Origin of the sequence: Paenibacillus sp. V4I5 (genome assembly GCF_030817255.1) — a bacterium.
GTDB lineage: Bacteria > Bacillota > Bacilli > Paenibacillales > NBRC-103111 > Paenibacillus_E.
Genome location: NZ_JAUSZB010000002.1, coordinates 814,616 through 835,548 on the forward strand (window position 1 = coordinate 814,616; position 20,933 = coordinate 835,548).

The window sequence follows — 20,933 nt, forward strand, 5'->3', positions numbered from 1 at the left end:
CCGGCGCAGTTACAGTACGTTTAACCCGAACTTTCGACTACTACTTGTCCCGCTTGCGGAACTTACCCGGCGTCTCGCCGGTCCACCGCTTGAAGATGCGAAAGAAATAGTTCTCGTTAACAAAGCCGACCTGCTCATAAATATCCGTCAGGCTCAGGTCCGTCTCCAGCAGAAGCTTCTTCGCCTTCTCCACACGGCTCTTTTGCACATAGTTGATGAGCGTTTCGCCCGTCTTCTTAGGAAATAGCGCACTCAAATAATTCTCATCGATATTGACCAGCTTAGCCATCGACTTCAGCGTAATGTTCTCGCGGAGATTCCGGTGAATGTATGCGATGATCGTGTTGATGTCGTCCCGGTCCGTCACAGCTTCCTGCCGCAGCACCGCCGTATGGATGTCGTTGTCCAGCTTGTGATGCAGCCGAACAAGCAGCTCCCCGTGGCGGGGAATACTCAGAATCGAGTGCGATTCCATCAACGCCGGCCGGCCCAGCATGCGTGCGAACTTGCGGTCCAGGCGTTCCGCGGCTTGGACGACATGGACGAACAGAACGTCGTTCACCTCCAATTGTCGCCATAGCTCTTTAAGCAGGGCGCGTCCCCGATCCCATTCCGTCAGCTCAAGTGCGCGATTCAACTCGCTTTCCATTCGCCACGGATAGCGAGCCTCTCCTTCGGTGTGATCCGCTCGTTCATCCGTCCTGCCGTACCATTCCGCATTCAGCGCGTACAGGCTATGCAGCCACGCTTCGTGCAGCCCCTCCGCCGGGAACACCGGCTGCCGGTACCGGGGATCGAGCCCGACCGGAGACAGAGCGTCCGCATCGTCCGACCAGCCGATCAAGCTCGTATGTCCGCACGACGAAATCTTCAGCCAATCGACGTCTGCCGATACGAACGCCTCCGGGGTCTCCACCTGATCGCCGAGCACAGACAGGACCGCCGCGAACTGTGGAAGCTCACCAGGAACGACAGGCGGCGCTAGCATGCGTTCTTCGACCAAATCTTCGATATACGACCACAGCTTCTCTGTGTAGGAGTTCAGCTGCACATGCAGATGCCGCCGCTTGCGTTCCGATTCCTGCCGGAGCTCGCGTTCGATCTTCTCCAGCATCTGTCCCAGCGCCTGCTCATCGGCGGACAGCTTCAACAAATACCCGGAAGCGCCGAATTCCAGCGCCTGCCGCGCATATTCGAACTCGTTCACGCACGTGAGCATGACGAACTTCGCATCGGATACCAACTTCGCCTGCCGAAGGAGCTCCAGACCATCCATGCCGGGCATGACGATGTCCGAGATAACAAGATCCGGCTGCTTGCTCTGGATGAAAGCCATCGCCTCGTTACCGTCCTCCGCCTCCCCCACCAGCTCAAACCCGAACTCCCGCCAACGGATCTGATTGATCAAAGTTCTGCGAACGAACGGTTCATCCTCCACCATCAGTACCTTCCACATCATCTTCACCCCTCCGAATACGGCTTCGAATACAGGAACGGCATACGAATGCGGACACGGGTCCCTTGTTCCAGCGGGATCGTCTCCAGAGAAGCCGATCCGCGATAAAGCAGCTGCAGCCGCTCCCGGAGATTCGCCACACCGATCCCTTTGCGCTTGGACAGGCGAGGCAGCTTGCCGGAGGCCTCCAGCCCGATGCCGTTGTCTTCAACATCCATGACCAGCGTAGCGCAGTCCCGGTAGATTCGGATCGTGATCTCGCCGCCGGTCTTCATAAATTGCAAGCCGTGCACGATACAATTCTCAGCGAGCGGCTGCAAGCTCAGCTTCGGAACCAGCGTATGCACGAGTTCTTCCTCATGCTCAATCGTAAACTTGAAGCGCTGATCGTATCGGAAGTTCTGGATATAGGCATACGCCTGAAGCAGCTCCAGCTCGTTCTTCAGGAAGATCAGATCCGCGTCGTCGCTCAGACTTGCCTCAAGCAGCCGTCCGAGCGCTACGCATATTTCCGCCGTCTCCATGTCATTCTTGCTTGTCACATTCCATTTGATCGTATTCAGCGTATTGAGCAAAAAATGCGGATTCATTTGCTGCACCAGCATCTGAAACCGGATTGCCTCACGCTGGCGTTCTTCAAGCTTCAGCTGCTGCACCGCCTTCTGCAGGTCCTTCACCATTCCGTTGAAGGAGTCGGCCAGTTCCCGCAGCTCTCCTTGGTATTGAGCCGCCGGAACATGCGTGTTGAACTGCTTGGACACGACCTCCGACATCCTCCGCTGAAGCAGGTTGAGAGGACGAGTAATGGCAGAAGCGGTGAGATACGTAATGACGCCGAAAACGACCGCAAGCATCGCAATCGTAAAGAGCGCTTGGTGCTTTAAGCTCTCCAGGTCACCGAAATATTGATCCAGCGGTAGCTTGCTGATTAACTCCAGCTCGGTGCCTGGCAGCTCCAACCGGTGGGTGACGAAACCCGTCTCCTCAGGAAGAGCGCTTAATCTTCCGGTCGTGGCCACGATCTCCCCCTGCTTGTCCATCAAATAATACAATTGCTGCACCAACAGACCACGGGATTTCTCATAAAGCAGCGCTTCGACGTCAATCTCCTGCTTCAGCCAGCCAATCGGCTTATTATCGATGGAGGCTCGCAAGATGGAATACATCGTTTTGCCATTCGGATGCACCCATGTGCTCTGCGACTCGTTAAGCAGGGCAAAGCCTTCCTGCTGGACGAACTTCTGCGCATCCACCTCGGCCCCCGTATTCCATTTGTACACGTTCCCATGATCGTCCGCGATGACGATCCGAACGAACTGTGTGTAGTCAATAACCTTCGAACGCCCTTCGAGCCAGCCTTGGATATTCCCTGCCCTTGTCAAGTCGTCCATCGTCTCGGGGCTTCGAATCACTTCTTGGATCGCCGGGGATCGCTCCATCTGCACATACATCTCGAATACGTTCAGCCGCAGGTCGAGGAGCATCTTCTTCATATACTCCGCCTGCTGCAGACTCTTCTCGTTCATCTCCCGCCGCAGCAACGACTCGATCCGACTGTGTTGGTAGATCTGGAACGACAGCAGAGGAAGCAAAATCAGCAGCAGGAATGCCAAAAACAACCGGTTCCCCAGCCGCTTGGGGACGAATCGGTTCCACCATGTCGACATTGTTCGATCACCTCGCCCGGAAACATCTGTTAGTGAGTCTATAATAATATCTCGGAGTAACCATATTTGCTTTCCCTATCTGGAGGTTGATGCTTCATATTACACCTCTAATGTCTTTGCTTTTATATTACCATATTCAGGGTTTTCCGATCTGCTTTTTCTTTGGAACCAGTTAGAGTAACGAAAAATGGAGCAGCTGCCAATTGGCAAACTGCTCCTTTGTACTTTGAACTTTTGTTCTCCGTAATTTGTACGAATAGTTACCCACTATTAAAATCGAACGATGTTGGTGGACGAAGGACTGAGAAATAGTAATCCTCAGCCGAGTCCCATCGAAGATGCCATTCCACATCGTCAGTACCCTCTCTAATATTATGCCTATTGCGGCGAAGTTCGGGTAATACATTCACGAGAACTGTAAGATCGACAACATCGGATAGTTCAGGGAGCGAGCTATAATTCCCTCGAGAATAATTACTTCTGAAGGCTCTTTCGTAACAAAGTACAATGCCATACCATTATCAGTTGAAAAAGGAAAAAGGGTGATATTGTGCTTTTTCACCTCTAATCATTGGTAACAAGGCCTTATTTCGCATACGTTGCCAGTTGATACAATGACGACACTTTTTCTCCGATGTATAGGAGTCCCACTCATCGTACTGGATGTACTCCCTCGTCTCGGGAAGCCCAACATAGGTCTGCCCGCAGTCAACCTCCATGAAATGCCGAAAATCTTCGGTCGTAATATCCGGTTTCTTTCGTATCACGGTCAGCACCGTGATCATAGGTTCTTCACCTTCCAAATACTCAAGTATTGTGTGAGTGTGGCTACTTCATTAGAGTCCTCTATTCAACGTTTTCTGTCCCTTGAATATGGTTTGCTTTTGCTGGATAAGCTGATAAAATATGGAAGGGAAAATTATTAACTACAGTGACTTTCAATTATCCGCAAATCGATGGAAGGACTTTTTAACCCCTAAAGACAAACCTCTGGCTCAACTTATTAAGATGGATCACGAAAGGATCTACACTTCCGTCTTATTTTTTGCGCTTACAAGCCAGGAACTGTTTCAAGTAGTGGTCGATTTGTCCAAACGGGATAGATCTATCAGAAATAAGCTTGTTGACCTTTATCATGCTCTATCTTCGAAGGATTTACCTGAGTACGTACAGCCATTAGCACAAAATATAAAGAACTTATTTTTTCTACCTGTTGTTATGGATCTAATAAAGAATATCTCCCCATCCAAAACCAGTAAATACATGGAGAAATATATGAATAATCTAGTTTATGAGTACAAGGTGGAACATCAAGATGATAACGAGAATGCAGGGGTGTTAACAGATTTAGGCTTAAAAAATCCAACTATGTAGCCACAGCGATTTCCCTATCCTCAAATATAAAGCCCAAGTCATTCACATAACGTTCGAAACGTTCGAGAAATGCTAGGAAAGTCCTTTATTCTACTTTACTACGCCCTGCAGGACATATGTACAAAAATAATTATTTTGTAAGCAAGCAACAGGCTGCCGCGGCAGCCTGTTTGTCGTATTTCAGATAAAGATTCAGCTAAATTTGACCCGTTTCCGTACAGTCCGCAAAGCAAGATAACACAAGAACCCTAATGGACCGAACATAAGAATAAGAAATAAGAGGATTGACTGCACCGGAAGCAGCACATACCTATGTTCCATATTATCCCGATAGACGTAATGGCCGACCGCCTGATCGAAGCAGAGAATATGCAGCCACACGAGCAAAGCAAAGTCCCGGACCGACATCAGCCGGATGACTCCTTCTACCGAACCGAAATCTTGCATAAAGCCAAAGCCCGAGCTTCCGATAGCCGCAATGATCCCGACAGCGTACAGTACAGCGAGATAGATAGGAAAAATAGCCGAATTCGCCAGAAACCTTGTTACCCTCCATGTTGGAAGCAGCATCATAAGCAACCAGAACGGCGTAGCTATGCTAGCGAGAGCAAATAACTTTTCATACATAATGGAGATTCTCCTTCTTTCCGAGCAAAATTAGTTTTAAAGGGGATGCGGTGTTTCAGACACCTTCGTCGACCTTAAGAGTTCGAGACCCGCGGTAACAAAGGTGGCCAGCCAGACGATCAACGCGACTCCAGCAAGGAGTGGCAGTGATGTCCATTCAAAAACGGGACGTCCGAGGGCGGTTTGCAGGCCAATCAGTAGGATTGAAATCGACCAAAAGATGCCGCCGATATGGATTATGCGTCTCGCACGCTGCACATCGGAATGTGCCCTCTCAAGCAGCCACCCGAGTAACGGTAATGCCTGCAGCGCGTGAAATCCTAAACCGTGTAGGACGATCAAATTACCTGCTGCGCCTGTATAGCGCCCTTGCACCACAATCATCCACAGGCCTGCGGCGAAAGCAATCATGGTCGAAACAAACGCATAGCGGATACCGAGTACAACAAGCGGTCGTTCATTCGTCCGTCTTCGGCGAAAGAACGGGATGGCGAACAGTGCAGTCACTACGATGATCAACAGCGAATCGATGCCGAATAAAGCGCCAGCTATATTATCGATGATCGATCCTTCACGTGAAAAACGAGGATTAATGCCGCGAAAGTGCTGTATGGTTTCGATCCCATAAGCATACAAGGTAGCCGGTATGAAAAACCATCGAACATTTCTTCGTTTACGGGAGTTTAGTCCTGATACCGGTATTATCGCAGCAATCGACAAAATGAACATCGCAATGGCAGCATTGAACGAAAACGCTCGCTCCACGTCACCTTCCGGCAAAATGACCGATCCATACAAGCTGATGTACAGGGCGATGCCTGCCGCAAGTGCGAAGCCTACAAGACCGACAATGACAAGTAGTTTTTCTCCAGCGAACAACTTCATCTCCGTTGCCTCGGATATTGGGTTAATACTCTTTCTCATCCATTGATCATTCCTTTCTGATTTTTTCTCCCCATTCGCGCCGTAATTTATTTATTAATAAATAAATTATTAAGGAGATAAAAAGGCAGTATCATTGCTGCCTTTTTAGTGTGTATGCTGCTGGTTCATTTGCGGGAGCTAGGGTTCATTAATCTTTAAAACAAAGCATTTCAGGTAAATCCAATACTTCCGATACTGTGATCAGGAAGCCCATGCCAAAAAATTGGCTGGCCGCCGCTTCAGCGTTCGGAATCCCGGCATTTTCAAATTTAGCTACGATGGATGTAAGAATGATCTTGAATTTCTCTCTGACATGCTCCCGAATTACGGGCTCGGAAATAGCGTGTGATTGCATGACCATAATAATTTCATCCCGATGAGCGTACATAATTTGCATGAACGCATGCCCAATCGTATGCATCAATTGATCGGCAGGAGCCTCGACCTGGGAAAAGGTTTCGTAAATCCGACTAACTGCCCGGTCGATGACAGCGTTGAAGAGTTCTTCCTTATTTTTAAAAAAGTGAAATACATAGGGCTGTGTAACTCCTGCTGCTTTGGCCACTAGTGCCGTCGTTGCCTTATAATACCCCAACTCCGCGAATATCCCTACGGCTTTATCCATGATTTGTTCTTTGCGATCTTCGCGGACGACCATAGCTACCACCTTTCTTTCTTTATTTATTGATAAATAAATAATATGCAAGTATGGAGCAAAAGTCAAGGATATCATTCACAAGGCTGTCCTACTCAGAAGCATCCCAAACTTACGAAATGTGGTGCTAGACATCCACAATCCTGAAGATAGAGTTGAGAGAAAGCGCAAATCTGAGGAAGTATACGAAGAGCTTAAAAAGAAAGGTTGGATTGCGGATCTGACCGAAGGATTTCTATATGAGACCGTAGGACGCTTTCATCATCCGATACATCAAATGAACAATTGAACTATTAGTACTTTCAAATGATGCTTGGGGTAGAAAATATACCAATAATTCCCTTTCATTCTTTGTTTCCTGCCCGTTACTTCAACGAGACAAAAAGGTGCCGCAACTAACATTCTTCAGTAGCGTAATAAAGTGCTCTGTATTGTTCATTTTAGACGTTAATCGCAAATAAGCGGACTTCTTCATCTGTACCCGCATATGGGATCATGCCTTCAAAATGCAACCCCAGCTTTTCTAATAGTTTGGCCGACGCATGATTATCTTCAGAGGTTATAGCCACAATGCGTTTTAGCCCTAAAACACATTGTGCATAACCCCTCACTGCGGAAGCAGCCTCAAAGGCGTATCCTTTACCCCAGAACCTAAGTAGAAAAGCAAATCCAACATCTACATCTTCTTCTAAGAAATCTCTTTTTACCAACCCACAAATTCCGATCGGAATGCTACTATCTTTCAATTCAGTCAAATAAAATCCGAAACCCAAACGGGCATACTAGCCCTGCCAACAACAATATGAAGTGGGATGGGGATTCCACCGCAGATTTTGCCAGTTTTACGCATGAAGCTCCTCAAATCAAGAAAACTTTAGGACCGTGAACATCGAAGGCTGCCGATGATCGGCAGCCTTTGCTTGAATCCTGAGCTCTTTTCGTTCATAAAATTAAAACGTATTATATACATTTTCACATTCTTTCGCGGTCGGTTCATAAAAACAATGGAGCTTGTATCGTCCTACGTGCGGCTGATTATACCAGGTCGGCGGACATGGCAGGGGAGCTTTGGCCGTTCCCGGACGAAAATACCAAAGGGAGAATCTGGCCGGCCAATTCCGCTCCCCATTCACAGCCCTTCGCGCCAGACGGCGTTCACTCTCTCTTGCCTTTTGATAGTACATACCATGAAGCAACGCTTCGAACGCATGCGGCTGGTTGATCATTTGGGGAATTGTCCGGAGTTGTTTAAAATCGGAGCAATTCGCTCTTATTCGGTTAATGCCAACATTTCCAACAAGGAGCATACCCTTTTCGCCTTCGCCCACAGCTTCGGCTCGAAGCAACCTTGCCAACATATCAATATCCTGTTTCCTAGCTTTTACGACTGCCATCGGCTCACCTCTTTAGAATTGTATATCTAGACACATCATATTGTCGGTGAAGCGGAAGTGTTACTCTGGCATTTTGTTCTGACTTGTCGGAAGTGATCATCTCTCGGAGCTGAACAAATCACTCTGCTCTCATGTCGGGAATGTGATAAAATTCGTGTCAATTGTCCATGACAGCAACTTGATCCCAATAAACAAAAAAAACCGCGATTTACGCGGCATTTAATGCGATAATCTTCTTGTCACCTACAGCGATTACTTCTTCTTATCGGCAAGCTGTTGGCGATACTCCAACACAGGCTGACCGCCCCAACCCCAATTCTCGGTATCAACCTCTTCGATAACTACGAAAGTAGATTCTAACGGCTTGTTCAGAACGTTGAGCAAAAGCTCGCTGACCCCTTTAATAAGCGCCGCCTTCTCTTCCGCTGTGACAGACTCACGATTTGGTGTGGTGCCCTCACGGGTCACTTGGATCGTAACGATCGGCATGGATATTCTCCCCATTCAAAATTAGGTTTGTTTTGTATCTGCTGTTGCATTTGCTTAGTGACCAGCATTCTGTCCGCCATCAACATAAAGGATCTCACCAGTTACGAAGTTGGCTGAATCCAGATATAAGACTGCTTCGACGATATCATGTGACTCGCCCATGCGTCCCATGGGATGCAATTTAGCTAGAGCATCGTGTGATTCAACAGGGTGCATTGGTGTTTTAATTACCCCAGGTGAGACTGCATTCACCCGAATTCCTTTGGAAGCATACTCAATGGCTAATGATTTCGTCGCCGATTTCAGACCGCCCTTCGTTAATGAGGCGAGTACGGAAGGAACGGCAACCGACGGTTGGTCAACCAGACTCGTCGTTATGGTAACGATGTGTCCCGTTCCTTGTTTAAGCATCTCAGCCACCGCACGTTGGGTAACGTGGAAGAAGCCGACGACATTCGTGGATAAATACGCTGCAAAGTCCTCTTCTGAATATTCCGTAAATGGTTTGGACATGAAAATTCCTGCATTATTAACTAGGGTATCGATGCGTCCATAGTGAGCCAAACTTTCGTCGATTAAGCGCTGCGCGGTCTTAGGATCTGCAACATTACCTGCAACAAACCGTACTTGTTTTCCTGTAGGATCAATTTCTTTTGCAACTTCAGCCAACGCTTGTTCGCGGCGTCCGTTGATGACTACATTCGCTCCTCGATTCACCATCTCAATCGCCATAGCTTTTCCAAGACCGCTGCTTCCGCCAGTTATCACAAATACTTTTCCCTGAATATCCATGTGTTATTTCTCCTTATGAATTTCTAATTATGAAGAATAAATTAAGCGTAATGAATCTTATTATTGACCTAAACCGTTTTTAACCCATTTAGCAACAGTTACTGTACGTTTTGCTTGATGTTCAGCGGCCGCGCGCACGTCTTCCTTCATCGCTCCATTTTGATCCACTGTTACACTTGTACCGTATGGATTCCCTCCAGCAACAAATACCGATGGATCTGTAAATCCGGGAGCTGCCACAATCGCCCCCCAGTGGTACATTGACGTGTACAGTTGAAGGATTGTTTGTTCCTGTCCAGCATTCGGATTTTGAGCGGAAGTCATGGCACTCACGACTTTATTCACCGTTTTGCCTTGGAACCAAAGACCACCTGTTGTATCGAGGAACTGTTTCATTTGAGCGGGAAGATTACCGAATCGGGTAGGCATACTAAAGATGATCGCATCAGCCCATTCCAAATCTGCCAAAGACACGGTAGGAATATCTTTGGTTGCTTCAAGATGAGCTTTCCAAGTTGGACTACCATCAATAACGGATTGTGGCGCAGTTTCCGGTACTTTTAGAATTTTTACATCTGCCCCAGCTTGAAGACCTCCTTCCGCTGCCCATTGAGCCAATTGAAAGTTAGTACCATTAGAACTGTAATAGATGACGGCTAAATTCACTTTTGATGACATTTGTGTAGTCTCCTTTTTAAATAGTTTTTGAAATATATTCATTGGTATCGCTCCAAACTTTTTTTATGTTGTTCAAATCCATGCATTGTACTCAAACAAGTCTATTATAGTCATCGTGGCTTAATTATTCTCAAACAATTTAATAAATTCATCTGGAGATTGTAGTCCAGATAAACTGATCTCCTCATTTATTACAAAGTAAGGAACCCCTCTAATCCCCAACTTTTGCGCATTACGTTGTCCTAATTCAACTTTCTCAATTCCATCACCATTCATAAGCCGCTTTTTTAGCTCAGCATCATCGTTAGTGACCCCGCTTGCTTTTGCTATTTGCACAAGTGCATCCACATCTCCGATGTTAATACCCTCTTCAAAATAAGCAGTATAGATATTCTCAATTAATTGCTCTTTCTTGTCCTCTGGAGCGATAGCTATTAATTGATGGGATAAAGTCGTATTGGGCATATATTTTACAATATCCATATTATATTTAAGGCCATAACTTTCCCCGTATTCGTTATATTGCTTCAATCTTGCTTCGAATTGAGGAATCCCGCCTAATCTGCCAATCATAACCTCCCGATAATCTTCACCTTCAGGACGAATACCAGTATTAATCTGAAAAGCATGCCAACGGACGGTTGCCTTTTTATCTTTGGGCAATTGTTTCAAAGCGGTTAACAAACTAGATGTTCCCATACGACACCAGGGACACATCGTATCCATATAAACGTCAATGATCAAGTCATTCATTAACTATTCACCAATGTCTTTACAGTTTTAATATGATGAATGTAATCGATGCTGCTCTGTGCTAATCGTTCAGCTGTAACATCAGAAGTATCGTTTAGTGCAAAGTGAGGCAAATAAGAGGCACTGATAAATCGAGCAAGCGCTTCTATCGGTCGTAATATTTCTTGCAGTGTAAAGCGATTGAACCCGCTTGCTTGATACGACTCTTCCGTACCGTAAGTCGAGATCGCAACACCGATTTCTTTACCTGCTGTTTTATTGCCATCTGGTCCGTAGGCCCAGTTGTATTGCAATACGGAATCAAACCACTTTTTGAGTAATGGCGGTGTACTGTACCAATAAAGCGGATATTGGAAAATAATCCGGTCATGCGCCTCAATCAACAGCTGCTCACTAGAAACATCGATATTTTCGTCTGGATATGCCTTATATAATTCATGAATCGTGATATCATCATGCTTCTGCAATTCTTCCAACCATGCTTTATTCCAGTTGGATGCGTCGATATTCGGGTGAGTAACGATTACTAAAGTTTTCATTTTATTTGCTCCATTTCATCATTTTATTTAGAAATCTTTTTTAAATTAAGGACAGGTTTCCAGCATGATTTCATTTATTCTCGAAAAATGATACGTTTTTCATAAATATACTTTCTTGTTTGTCCACTAATGGTCCATCAAGTTCTGTAATTCGCTTTAGTTCTATCCATTCAGGATCGTTGCGGAAACGATCGTAGTTGAGGTTACGCAATTCCATATTGGCATGCTCGACAACATAATAAAGACGGTTATTTGTTTCATCAACGTCTTCCCAAAAATGCGTCACTTTCATGCCATGATTCATAAATAATTGAATTACATGATCTCTGAACCTATCTTGTATTGCCTGCATCTTGCCAGGATTCATATGATACACACGCAGCTCATACAACATCACTTCACCTCCTCATTCAGTAAAATGACTCCTATTTCCTTTTTCAATAATCTATCTATTAAAAGGTAGGTATTTTTTAAAAAAATATCCGCCTTTATTTTTTAAGTTAAAGCGGATAATAATCCTTCGGCTATCATGTTAAACTTAGCTAAATCCCGAAAACTTCTTGCAAGTAACTGCGCACCTTGAAGCGAAGCAAGAAATTGATGGGCTTGTACATCCGCGGCACCTTTAAAGTTAAGATGCCCTTCTTGCCGCCCCTGTTCCATGACTCTTTCCAACCATTCTAAATTAGCGGTGAAAAGCTGAGCCAGCCCTTCTCGTGTCTTACCTGATAAAGTAGCCAGGTCAGTTGAAAGCATGACGCCTAGACAAGTACAATAATCTTGAACAGGGCCACCGTAAAGCAAAGTGAATTTTCGTAGCTTTTCCAAATTGTTCTGTGTTTCGGTATCAATTTGAGCTATTGCAGAAATAAAATGTCTGTGATATCGTGCAATCAGCGCTTCTCCTAAATCCTCCTTGTTTGGGAAATGGTAATGAATACTGGCAGTGCGTATCCCTACTTTTTCTGCAATGTGTGCATAGCTGAATCCGTTAAACCCGGCATCCTGCACAATGGATTGGGCAGTATCCAAAATAATCTCTGCTGTATTCTTATTATTGTTCATGTTTGTATTCTACCTTTTAGTAGATAGTGTGTCAACCCATTTCATTCAGGGTGGTGATTATTGTGATATACCTTTAGAATAAAAACGATTAAATTTGACTGAATAAATTAACACATAGATAACCATTAGCGCAGCAAACAAATTCAGAAGAATCAACGAGAAGTTTAAACTAAAAAATTGAGTCAGCACTCCGACGCCAACAGGGGGAACAATGAATCCTGAGTATGCATAGAAATAAAATGCCGAAATGACTCGCGGACGTTCTTCCGGCTTCGGCAACTGGCTGGCAAATCTTAAAGAAACTTGAAACGTCCATCCGGCGCCAATTGCTTGAATGAATATGCCGGTCCAAAGCAAAAATAAACTCGCTGTCTGACCAGAAATAACAACAATCCACGATCCAATGGCAAGAAATAGGATTCCTATACGCATCCGTGTAACGGGATTACGCGGCCAAGGAAAGAACTGCATCAAGGCCCCCCCGCCTAGAAGCACCAATATTAACAACCCGGAAATAGAGAGATTGGTGGTGTGAATAACATTCTTAACGAAAGATGGAATAAGAGAAAACACACTTCCACCTAACGTGAAAAGAATAAAAATCGGAAGTCCAATAAAAGACAAGAACTGGGAACGAATATTTTCGGGAACACCAAGCGAAATTTTAGTTTTAGCCGGTTTCTGTGCTTGGGAATCTTCGCGCTTCGGTAACATTTCCAGAAATACCAAGGAACTCAATAACATGCCGAGCAGAAACCAATATGGCAAACGAAGAGGCTGAAAATGCATATATTGCACAATTAAGCCTGAAATAGCTGGGCCAAGGCCAAAACCGATGTTTACGATTACTCCCGATAACTTAATTGCTGTACCCACTTTATCGTGTGAGGTTTGTTTTAATAAAAAAGCGCTAGCAGTACCTGTAAAAGCGCCATAGGCGATGCCTTCCAAGATCCTTGCCACATAGAGCATCCATACGTTGAAACTCCCTATAAAGAGTAACGTCGATGCGATGGAAACCCATATACTGAAGCGAAGAACCCTTTTCAACCCCCAGGCGCTCCCTCTGGCGCCCACAACAAGCAAGGTCGGCAGCAGGATAGCGGCATATACGGCGAACAAAATGGTGATTTCCAAACTACTCAGCTTATAATGCTCCCCATACAAAGGGAATAATGAGGAAATAAACGTAGCTCCACAGGACATCATAAGAACAACCCAAAGCATTCTTTTCATTTTAGTAATTTCCCCTTCTTACTTTCATTATTTTACTTACTAGTAGATAAGTAATATTCATAGATAAACCGCCTTTAACTTTTAATAAGACGGTTTATCTGATTCAGAACTTGGGATACTACATCCTTCCCCAATGTTCGTTTATATTGCAGAGCACCTTTTATACATGACAGAATGGTATAAGCTAGTGCTTCAACCTCTTCTGATTTTTGAACGATATCTTCATTATACCCTTCTGTAAGAATACTTATTAAAACCTTTATTTCAAACTGACTTACCTCCTGTACCTTTTGTCTAATAATATCTGGTAAGGATACAAAATCAGATTGTAGAGATGATATTGGACATATCCCTTCCCCGCATATTTCAATTTGTCTAGCAATGAAATGCATAAGCTTCTCTTCTACTGTCATCGTAGAATTATTAATAAATAGTAAGTAATTCTCTAAATTTTGTTGTATCCGCTCGATAACGGCAACACCTAAATCCTCCTTTTTTTCAAAATGATAATGAATGCTTGCCTTGGTTACGCCCAATTGCTTAGACAGATCATCATAACTTATGGCAACATAACCTTTTTCTCGAATAAGTTTTAGCGCTAGGTTTAATATTTGTGTTTTTCGATTTTCCATAGCTGTAATATAACTTACTAGTAGATAAGTGTCAAGCCTAATGGAGCAGAATTCTCCCCCCGCGAGTTAATGATTCCATTATAATATCGCTATAAAAGATGATGTACGGAAAATACGGCTGCTTGTGTCCTGTCGCGTAGCCCCAGCTTCGCTATCAGATTGGAAACGTGATTTTTCACGGTACCTTCCGTAAGATACAGCAAGCCTGCTATTTCTTTATTATTGAGCCCTTGACCCAATAATGCGAGTACATCTTTCTCTCGTTCAGTCAAAGCACCGTCCCTCCACTGTACACCGACTGAATCGCACTGATGATCGCCTCCGATGGCATATCCTTCAATAAGTATCCATGAACGCTTGTGCATACAGTTGCATTGTATCCATACGTGCCCTTTGATGGAAATTAATCAAAGAGCTCACAATACATGCGAATACAATGAACGAAGAGGAAATAAAATAGCTTGTTTCATCAACCGTTGATACAAATACCAATCAATGCTGCCCATCGTAACGATATAGAGTAATAGTAATAATATACCAGAGATGATGAGCACTCGGGTATTCTTTACAAACATGAAAATGGCTAAAGCCGTAATTCCAATAAATAGATGATTGGGGAATTTGCCGCCGATATAAACATAGCCATAAGAAGCGGATACCAAGAAATCGATGATCAGGAGGTGTAATAGCCAATGCTTTTTCATGCTGGAGTAAAATAGATAAACGAAAAGGAAAACCATCAAGGAAAATATAATAAAACTTAGTCTCCAAAAGATCGCAATCGAGTTTTCAAAATAAAACATCCCAGTCAGGACTAAATCAAATATGAGCTTCAGCCCGAAAAGCCATCTCAACGAAAGAGGATTCTTCCATACGATATCCGTTACTTTCAACATCATCTATAACTCCCTTATCATACAACTCCATGTTTGTCTGACGAAAGTTGAACAAAACGAAGCTTGACCAGGACAATCAGTCAAGCTTCGGCTTCTTAGGGTATACATAACCGCCTTACAGTAACCTTTTTAAAGTTATCTAAGCATATCTCTCCATTTCGCGGATTAGTCCGCTTCAGCCGAACGCTCCCACCATGTATTAACCTCTTCAAGCCGCTTGGTATAGGCTTCGCGAATCGTATATGCCGCTTGTGAGCCAACGGCCAAGCGAAGCGGCGAATGATCGCTTTTTATAACAGAAATGATCAATTCCACTGCTTTTGCTGGGTCTCCGATCTTGATGTTCGATATTCCTTTCTCATATGCTTCATACAGGTGAGCATATTCTTGTTTCTTCTCAGTCTGCTCCAGCGAGTTACCCAGAAACTCGGTAGCGAACACGGCAGGCTCAACAATCGTCGTCTTGATTCCGAAGCTTGCGAACTCTTTCTCGAATGCTTCGGAGAAGCCTTCGACGGCAAACTTGGATGCAGCGTACAGGCTGTACGGAGGCATGGACCAGGTTCCGAAGAACGATGAAAAATTAACGAAATGTCCCGATCCTTGACGTTTAAAGACGGGGAGGGTCGCTCGAATGACGTCCAGTACACCGAACACGTTGACGTCGAACTGCTTCCGGATCTGTTCATCCGTATACTCTTCCAGCATGCCGAACAGCCCGTATCCGGCATTATTCACAACAATATCGATTTTACCGAAAACGTCAACGGCTTCTTGAACAGCGGATTCAATTTGACCCTTGTTTGTAACGTCCATGGCAGCAAGGTGAACACGATCCGGTGCCATTTTTTTAAAATCCTGAATAGCTTCAAGTTTACGCGCCGTCGCGACGACTTTGTCCCCTGCTTGAAGCAGCTGCTCCACAAATTGTCGCCCAAATCCTGTCGAACTTCCTGTAATCAACCATACTTTACTCATCGTCTTGTTTTCTCCCTTTTAGTTTTTCCAAAAAATGTGTAAAAAAATTATAAGTCATGGATTTGCTTACGCGTCTCCTAACATAACCGTAGCGACTTGTTCCGGAATATCGAATTGTAACCAATGACAGGCCGGTTGAGTAGGCAAATGGAATCGACATGCTCCGGATGTTCGATCGCATAGTTGACCGCCGCGGGACCGGATGAATCATGCCCACCGGAACGATTTTGTCGAGTCCCAAGCTTTCGACTACCGCATGGAGATCGCCTAATTGCTGCTCGAAGCTATATTTTGCTCCAGCTGGTTTGTCGGAAGCGCCAAAGCCAATGAAATCGAATACGACGACTCTTCTTCCTCCTGCAACCAGGTAGGGAACCACATCATCGTAAATATGCAAATTGTCAGGAAAGCCGTGCATTAGCACAAAGGCAGGTCCGGTACCCGCGTAATCTCGAACATAGATGCTGTTCAGACCGCGGTCGATTCGATGCTCTTGAAAGTTCGTGTCATTGTGTTTATCCCACCCTTCTAGTTGATATACTTGGATTATGATTTCCTGTATTTATCAAGAAATACAGAAGCCGTAATGGCAATATAACAACTTTACTTACTAATAGATAAATTATGTCTCAAAAAAATTTAGCTTCTTTTTTCGAAGTGGTAATGAATGCTTGCCTTTGTAACGCCTAAGTGCTTAGATATATCGTCATAACTAAATTGCAACATATCCTTTTTCGCGAAACAGATCCAGCGATAGGTCAAGAATTTGTGTATTTCTGTTTTTCATATTCAAAATACTAACTTACTAGTTGATAAGTTGCCAAGAGTTCTTAACTCCTCTACATTTTCCTTCTTATTAAAATCTTTATTAGAACCTATCTTTGCAGGAATTATCACTTCCCTATCGTTGCCCCAAGTTTTATCCAAAAATATATAGCGACCAGATCCGAGCTCACTTATCTTGTAGCTGATTGGGGTTTTTTTGTAATAATCCTGATGTTCCACTTCAGCTTTCTTCTGCATAGGTGGGATTTTCCTTATGTCCTCCCGTATAACCACTTTTAACACGCAAGACACCGTCAAGCTTTTCGAAAGACTCTTCCATATGCCAGAAACAACCACCCGCAAAAATAGCGGTTTCGTAAGGCGTGCTCGAATCTTCATTAACTGTAGTTAAAACCTCTTGAGCATTCGCTATTTCCTTTTTCTGAAATGAACTGTAAAAGGAATAACCAATAAAGACTAATAGGGCAATGGTAAACATAAATAATTTACTTTTTTTAAAATTCATTTTCTTCTTCACCTAAGTGGTACTATTGGGGATCGTACCTCCCCTGGATTAGTTGTTCAAAAAACAATTAATTTCAAAAAAAGATCCAGCCGTTAGAATAATGAGAAGAAACACAATGATTAATCGCACCGTCAAGTTAGATTTTTTCACAAGCATCAAATCCACTCTCCTTTTTTTAGGCGCTCGGAATGAACGCGTTAGTTTTTCACTTATCCTTCTTTATTTTCTTACACTTGCATTTTAACAAGAAAAGAACGGAAGCAAATCTGTGGAAAGTCATGTATTCACAAAGAAAAAGGCAGAACATTTGGTCGCCAAAGCATGATAAATCTCACGCTCTATGCCAAAAGTCATGCTCATTGAAGTTTGTCGTTACTGTTTTTACTTTATTTTTCAAAACAAATTATCGGCGATACTCTAAGGGCGGGTAGCCCACCCCATCTAAACTATGAATCTTCGTGTATATATTGGCGACATAACGATGGTGAATTTAAATGGGATGATGGTATTTTATTTACAAACTAAACTTTTGGATAGTTAAAATAATATACACGCCTTTTAAAGAAGAGCCCTTTTGAGCCTCAGTCGGGAAACAATGGAAGTTCTTGTCCTCATCAAGGGACAAGAACTTCCATTGATAAAACGAAAAAGCCGCGCATAGCGCGGCTCCGTATCAACGTATGTTTTTGTCCCCCGTCAAAATAATAAGAAAAGGAACTCAAATTAACTTCTACTCTGTTTCTAATTTGTCCATTAACACAAACTCCCCATTAATGGTGACACAAAGTTCCCCTTATTTTAAGGTTTGAGGGGAACTTTATGTCATATCAATTTAAATTATCATGTTGATTCTAAAGGGTTTGTCGACTGTTATTATCATCAGAAAATTTTTCTTCAGCTTCCCATCTTGCGACCTCTTCACGAACTCGCGGGGCGACTTCCGTTCCCAATAGTTCAATGGCTTTCATAACATCCTCATGTGGCATGGTGCCGGCAGGTAAATGTAGGAAAAATCGTGAGAAGCCTAAATGTTTTTGCATATAAATAATTTTGTTGGCCACCGTTTCGGGATCGCCTACGTAGAATGCGCCTTCTGGGCTGCATGAGGCATCGAATTGTGAACGGCTATAATGTCCCCAACCACGCTCTTTACTCATTGAATTAAACACTGCCTGAGTGGGTGGGAAATACTTCTCGGCTGCAAGCGAGTTACTCTCCGCAATGAACCCGAGTGAGTGTACGGCAATCGGTAATTTCGATGCATCATGTCCTGCACGAGTAGCAGCGTTCTTATAGAGCGGCACGAGCGGAGCAAATTGCAAGGGGCTCCCGCCAATGATCGCCAAAACAAGAGGCAGTCCCAGTTCCCCTGCTCGTATTACCGATTGCGCATTACCCCCACTGCCAAGCCATACGGGTAAAGAGTTCTGAACCGGACGCGGATACACACCCAGATTCGTAATGGCCGATCGATGCTTTCCTTTCCAGGTTACCTTCTCCGAGTCCCTTATTTTTAATAATAGTTCCAATTTTTCCGCGTAAAGCTCATCATAGTCTTTTAAATCATAACCAAACAATGGGAACGCATCGACCATAGAGCCTCGACCCGCGATAATCTCAGCACGTCCATTTGAAATACCATCGAGCGTGGCAAATTGCTGAAACAAACGTACTGGATCAACTGCAGAGAGCACGGTAACCGAGCTGGTTAAGCGTATCCTTTTAGTCATGGACGCCGCTGCCGCCAGCACAACGACAGTAGCGGAATCCGCAAATTCCTTACGATGATGCTCACCGACCCCAAATATATCCAACCCAACCTGATCGGCAAGGACGATTTCTTCAACAACCTCACGCAACCGCTCCGCATGACTTATTGTCTTGCCCGTTTTAACATCCGGAGTTGTTTCGACAAATGTATCTACACCTATTTCCATTTTCAAATCCCCCTAAATATAAAATTATAGTAAAATCCTTCTTTCAAAAAGAATCTGATCCATCATTATTCGTATTGCCTTCACGATTCTTGATACCATATCCAATTTTCTTCAGCACGTGAATAAGTTCGAGCTTCTCCCCGTCCGTTGCGAAGGACAAATTGTCGGAGAGCGTTTGAACATGCTTTGGGAAGATATTATCGAAGTAACGTCGTCCTTCCCCGGTCAATGCCACATTTGTTTTACGTCGATCACCCGGGATGGGGAGCCGTTCCACGAACCCCTTCTTCTCCAGCTTATCGACCACGTAGGTGATACTCCCGCTGGGAATCGAGAAAGTATCGCTTATTATCTGGATGGAATGCGGACCTTTATTGTAAAGAAACTCGAGAATTCGGAAGGTTTCTAAACTGAGACCATAGCTGTCAATGGCACGTTCTAAGCTTACGAACAGCACTTTCATCGCGTTATTTATAACGCGTATCAGTCTTAAATCAAGAGCCTTACCCTCAGCGTCGCGATCAGCCATTCTTAAGCCCCCTTATTTGCGTTTATCATACAATGGATATTCCACTTCTGTAGGGACTTCGATTAGAAAAATTCGAAGCTTCTCTCCTTCAGCACGGATGCTGATTTCTCCCTCCTTTTCACATTGAACGATGGCAAAGTCTTTATTCTGAAATGTAACGGGATCTTGTCCAGGCACTAAAATGGAACCACCGGCGCCTTTAAACGACAATCCTGCAAGTGTCTGGTTCGGCAATAGCTTGTGGACGTATGACGCTCCTGGCTGAATCTCTACGTCAAACATTCGCGCAACAGCCACTAATTGTAGGACGGGTGAACCTTCTCCCAATATCGTCTTTACATTCACTCCATCCTGATGTGTCTGAGGAAACTGCTCGTGCTTGAACAGAGAATAGTTTGGTGCACGTTTTACCGCTTCATTCAAATAAGGCTCAAGCCAAATTTGAAAACCCTGGAAGCCCGCTTCGACGCTTTCGGCGTGCTGAACACCCGAGCCCGTTTGCATGAGTTGAAGATCACCAGGACCAAGGATACTTTCGCTTCCAGTTGTATCTCTGTGAAGTCCTTGGCCAGCTATTCCATAAGTCATAATCTCAAACCCAGAGTGTGGATGAAACCCGATACCTCCTTCCGCTTCGGCTTTTCCCCAAGCCCAGTAGAAAAGAGGACCAAGCCTAACCGTTACAGCTCCTTGCCCTGGGAACCCTAGAGGTTTCTGAGCCGTTATTTTGCCGTTATCGAATTCTTCTTTCGCTTGATATTCGGGGCCTAAAATTTGAATGTTCATTTGAAAGCTCCTCTATTAATCTTAATTTTAAATCCTAATAATATATATCCTAAAATTATTTATTCTATCTATATTTAGAATATATCTAGTTCATTTATTTGTCAACATGTGAAAGAAGCCTGAATAAATGGATAGCGGGTAATAACATCGAGATAATGTTCGTGTCAATTTCGAAAATGGGATAAAGTTCTTGTCAGTTAGCCGTGACAAGAACTTTATCCCATAAATCAAAAAT

27 protein-coding genes and 2 pseudogenes are annotated in these 20,933 nt (G+C 44.2%); 1 reads left to right on the forward strand and 28 read right to left on the reverse strand.

Annotated elements, in window-relative coordinates; all coding sequences use genetic code 11:
* Nucleotides 1-40: 40 nt before the first annotated feature.
* The 4 genes from QFZ78_RS05685 to QFZ78_RS05700 form a co-directional block, all read right to left on the reverse strand.
* Complete coding sequence (locus tag QFZ78_RS05685; RefSeq protein ID WP_307546060.1) at nt 41-1,459, reverse strand: response regulator transcription factor; 1,419 nt, start codon at nt 1,457-1,459, stop codon at nt 41-43.
* A 2-nt stretch (nt 1,460-1,461) separates the two neighbouring features.
* A complete protein-coding gene (locus tag QFZ78_RS05690; protein ID WP_307546061.1) occupies nt 1,462-2,847 on the reverse strand; it encodes a sensor histidine kinase in 1,386 nt (461 codons plus the stop codon).
* Nucleotides 2,783-3,115, reverse strand: coding sequence for a hypothetical protein (locus tag QFZ78_RS05695; protein ID WP_307546062.1), 333 nt, complete (start codon nt 3,113-3,115; stop codon nt 2,783-2,785). The genes QFZ78_RS05690 and QFZ78_RS05695 overlap by 65 nt, the downstream gene beginning before the upstream one ends.
* 529 nt (nt 3,116-3,644) lie before the next feature.
* Nucleotides 3,645-3,908, reverse strand: a complete 264-nt coding sequence (locus QFZ78_RS05700) for a hypothetical protein (protein ID WP_307546063.1) — start codon at nt 3,906-3,908, stop codon at nt 3,645-3,647.
* A 121-nt stretch (nt 3,909-4,029) separates the two neighbouring features.
* On the opposite strand from QFZ78_RS05700, the gene QFZ78_RS05705 reads away from it, so the two are divergent.
* Nucleotides 4,030-4,497 carry a hypothetical protein gene (locus QFZ78_RS05705; protein ID WP_307546064.1) on the forward strand — a complete coding sequence of 156 codons (468 nt, stop codon included), beginning with the start codon at nt 4,030-4,032 and terminating at the stop codon, nt 4,495-4,497.
* 192 nt (nt 4,498-4,689) lie between these two features.
* Here QFZ78_RS05705 and QFZ78_RS05710 read toward each other — a convergent pair whose 3' ends face one another.
* From QFZ78_RS05710 to QFZ78_RS05820, 24 genes and pseudogenes are all read right to left on the reverse strand, one after another.
* Entirely contained in the window at nt 4,690-5,124 is a 435-nt protein-coding gene (locus QFZ78_RS05710; RefSeq protein ID WP_307546065.1) for an ABA4-like family protein, read from the reverse strand.
* A gap of 36 nt (nt 5,125-5,160) precedes the next feature.
* Nucleotides 5,161-6,048: a hypothetical protein gene (locus QFZ78_RS05715; RefSeq protein WP_307546066.1), complete on the reverse strand. Its 888-nt coding sequence runs from the start codon at nt 6,046-6,048 to the stop codon at nt 5,161-5,163.
* A 148-nt stretch (nt 6,049-6,196) separates the two neighbouring features.
* Entirely contained in the window at nt 6,197-6,706 is a 510-nt protein-coding gene (locus tag QFZ78_RS05720; RefSeq protein ID WP_307546067.1) for a TetR/AcrR family transcriptional regulator, read from the reverse strand.
* Between the two features lie 437 nt (nt 6,707-7,143).
* Nucleotides 7,144-7,476, reverse strand: a complete 333-nt coding sequence (locus tag QFZ78_RS05725) for a GNAT family N-acetyltransferase (protein ID WP_307546068.1) — start codon at nt 7,474-7,476, stop codon at nt 7,144-7,146.
* 177 nt (nt 7,477-7,653) lie between these two features.
* Complete coding sequence (locus QFZ78_RS05730; RefSeq protein ID WP_307546069.1) at nt 7,654-8,097, reverse strand: cell wall hydrolase; 444 nt, start codon at nt 8,095-8,097, stop codon at nt 7,654-7,656.
* A 252-nt stretch (nt 8,098-8,349) separates the two neighbouring features.
* Nucleotides 8,350-8,586, reverse strand: a complete 237-nt coding sequence (locus QFZ78_RS05735; protein WP_307546070.1) for a tautomerase family protein — start codon at nt 8,584-8,586, stop codon at nt 8,350-8,352.
* A 54-nt stretch (nt 8,587-8,640) separates the two neighbouring features.
* On the reverse strand, nt 8,641-9,378 hold the full coding sequence (locus tag QFZ78_RS05740; RefSeq protein ID WP_307546071.1) for an SDR family NAD(P)-dependent oxidoreductase: 738 nt from the start codon (nt 9,376-9,378) through the stop codon (nt 8,641-8,643).
* A gap of 60 nt (nt 9,379-9,438) precedes the next feature.
* On the reverse strand, nt 9,439-10,098 hold the full coding sequence (gene wrbA / locus QFZ78_RS05745; RefSeq protein WP_307546072.1) for an NAD(P)H:quinone oxidoreductase: 660 nt from the start codon (nt 10,096-10,098) through the stop codon (nt 9,439-9,441).
* Nucleotides 10,099-10,176: 78 nt separating this feature from the next.
* On the reverse strand, nt 10,177-10,809 hold the full coding sequence (locus QFZ78_RS05750) for a DsbA family oxidoreductase (protein ID WP_307546073.1): 633 nt from the start codon (nt 10,807-10,809) through the stop codon (nt 10,177-10,179).
* Nucleotides 10,809-11,348 carry an NAD(P)H-dependent oxidoreductase gene (locus tag QFZ78_RS05755; RefSeq protein WP_307546074.1) on the reverse strand — a complete coding sequence of 180 codons (540 nt, stop codon included), beginning with the start codon at nt 11,346-11,348 and terminating at the stop codon, nt 10,809-10,811. The genes QFZ78_RS05750 and QFZ78_RS05755 overlap by 1 nt, the downstream gene beginning before the upstream one ends.
* Nucleotides 11,349-11,418: 70 nt before the next feature.
* A complete protein-coding gene (locus tag QFZ78_RS05760) occupies nt 11,419-11,742 on the reverse strand; it encodes an NIPSNAP family protein (RefSeq protein ID WP_307546075.1) in 324 nt (107 codons plus the stop codon).
* A gap of 101 nt (nt 11,743-11,843) precedes the next feature.
* On the reverse strand, nt 11,844-12,413 hold the full coding sequence (locus QFZ78_RS05765; protein WP_307546076.1) for a TetR/AcrR family transcriptional regulator: 570 nt from the start codon (nt 12,411-12,413) through the stop codon (nt 11,844-11,846).
* A gap of 57 nt (nt 12,414-12,470) precedes the next feature.
* On the reverse strand, nt 12,471-13,649 hold the full coding sequence (locus QFZ78_RS05770; protein WP_307546077.1) for an MFS transporter: 1,179 nt from the start codon (nt 13,647-13,649) through the stop codon (nt 12,471-12,473).
* Between the two features lie 74 nt (nt 13,650-13,723).
* Nucleotides 13,724-14,281, reverse strand: coding sequence for a TetR/AcrR family transcriptional regulator (locus QFZ78_RS05775; protein ID WP_307546078.1), 558 nt, complete (start codon nt 14,279-14,281; stop codon nt 13,724-13,726).
* Nucleotides 14,282-14,370: 89 nt separating this feature from the next.
* Nucleotides 14,371-14,630 (reverse strand): annotated as a pseudogene (locus QFZ78_RS05780) (response regulator transcription factor); the annotation flags it as partial.
* Between the two features lie 67 nt (nt 14,631-14,697).
* Nucleotides 14,698-15,180, reverse strand: coding sequence for a hypothetical protein (locus tag QFZ78_RS05785; protein ID WP_307546079.1), 483 nt, complete (start codon nt 15,178-15,180; stop codon nt 14,698-14,700).
* Nucleotides 15,181-15,342: 162 nt separating this feature from the next.
* On the reverse strand, nt 15,343-16,155 hold the full coding sequence (locus QFZ78_RS05790; protein WP_307546080.1) for an SDR family NAD(P)-dependent oxidoreductase: 813 nt from the start codon (nt 16,153-16,155) through the stop codon (nt 15,343-15,345).
* Entirely contained in the window at nt 16,148-16,579 is a 432-nt protein-coding gene (locus QFZ78_RS05795) for an alpha/beta fold hydrolase (protein ID WP_307546081.1), read from the reverse strand. Before QFZ78_RS05795 ends, QFZ78_RS05790 begins: the two co-directional genes overlap by 8 nt.
* Before the next feature lie 215 nt (nt 16,580-16,794).
* Nucleotides 16,795-16,881, reverse strand: a complete 87-nt coding sequence (locus QFZ78_RS38445; protein ID WP_373461104.1) for a hypothetical protein — start codon at nt 16,879-16,881, stop codon at nt 16,795-16,797.
* A 63-nt stretch (nt 16,882-16,944) separates the two neighbouring features.
* Nucleotides 16,945-17,178, reverse strand: a complete 234-nt coding sequence (locus QFZ78_RS05800; RefSeq protein ID WP_307546082.1) for a hypothetical protein — start codon at nt 17,176-17,178, stop codon at nt 16,945-16,947.
* Nucleotides 17,171-17,353: pseudogene (locus QFZ78_RS38450) on the reverse strand (peptide-methionine (S)-S-oxide reductase); the annotation flags it as partial. The pseudogene QFZ78_RS38450 and the gene QFZ78_RS05800, both read right to left, overlap by 8 nt.
* Before the next feature lie 944 nt (nt 17,354-18,297).
* A complete protein-coding gene (locus QFZ78_RS05810) occupies nt 18,298-19,383 on the reverse strand; it encodes an LLM class flavin-dependent oxidoreductase (protein ID WP_307546084.1) in 1,086 nt (361 codons plus the stop codon).
* 43 nt (nt 19,384-19,426) lie between these two features.
* On the reverse strand, nt 19,427-19,912 hold the full coding sequence (locus QFZ78_RS05815) for a MarR family winged helix-turn-helix transcriptional regulator (RefSeq protein WP_307546085.1): 486 nt from the start codon (nt 19,910-19,912) through the stop codon (nt 19,427-19,429).
* Between the two features lie 12 nt (nt 19,913-19,924).
* A complete protein-coding gene (locus tag QFZ78_RS05820) occupies nt 19,925-20,698 on the reverse strand; it encodes a pirin family protein (protein WP_307546086.1) in 774 nt (257 codons plus the stop codon).
* Between the last annotated feature and the right edge of the window lie 235 nt (nt 20,699-20,933).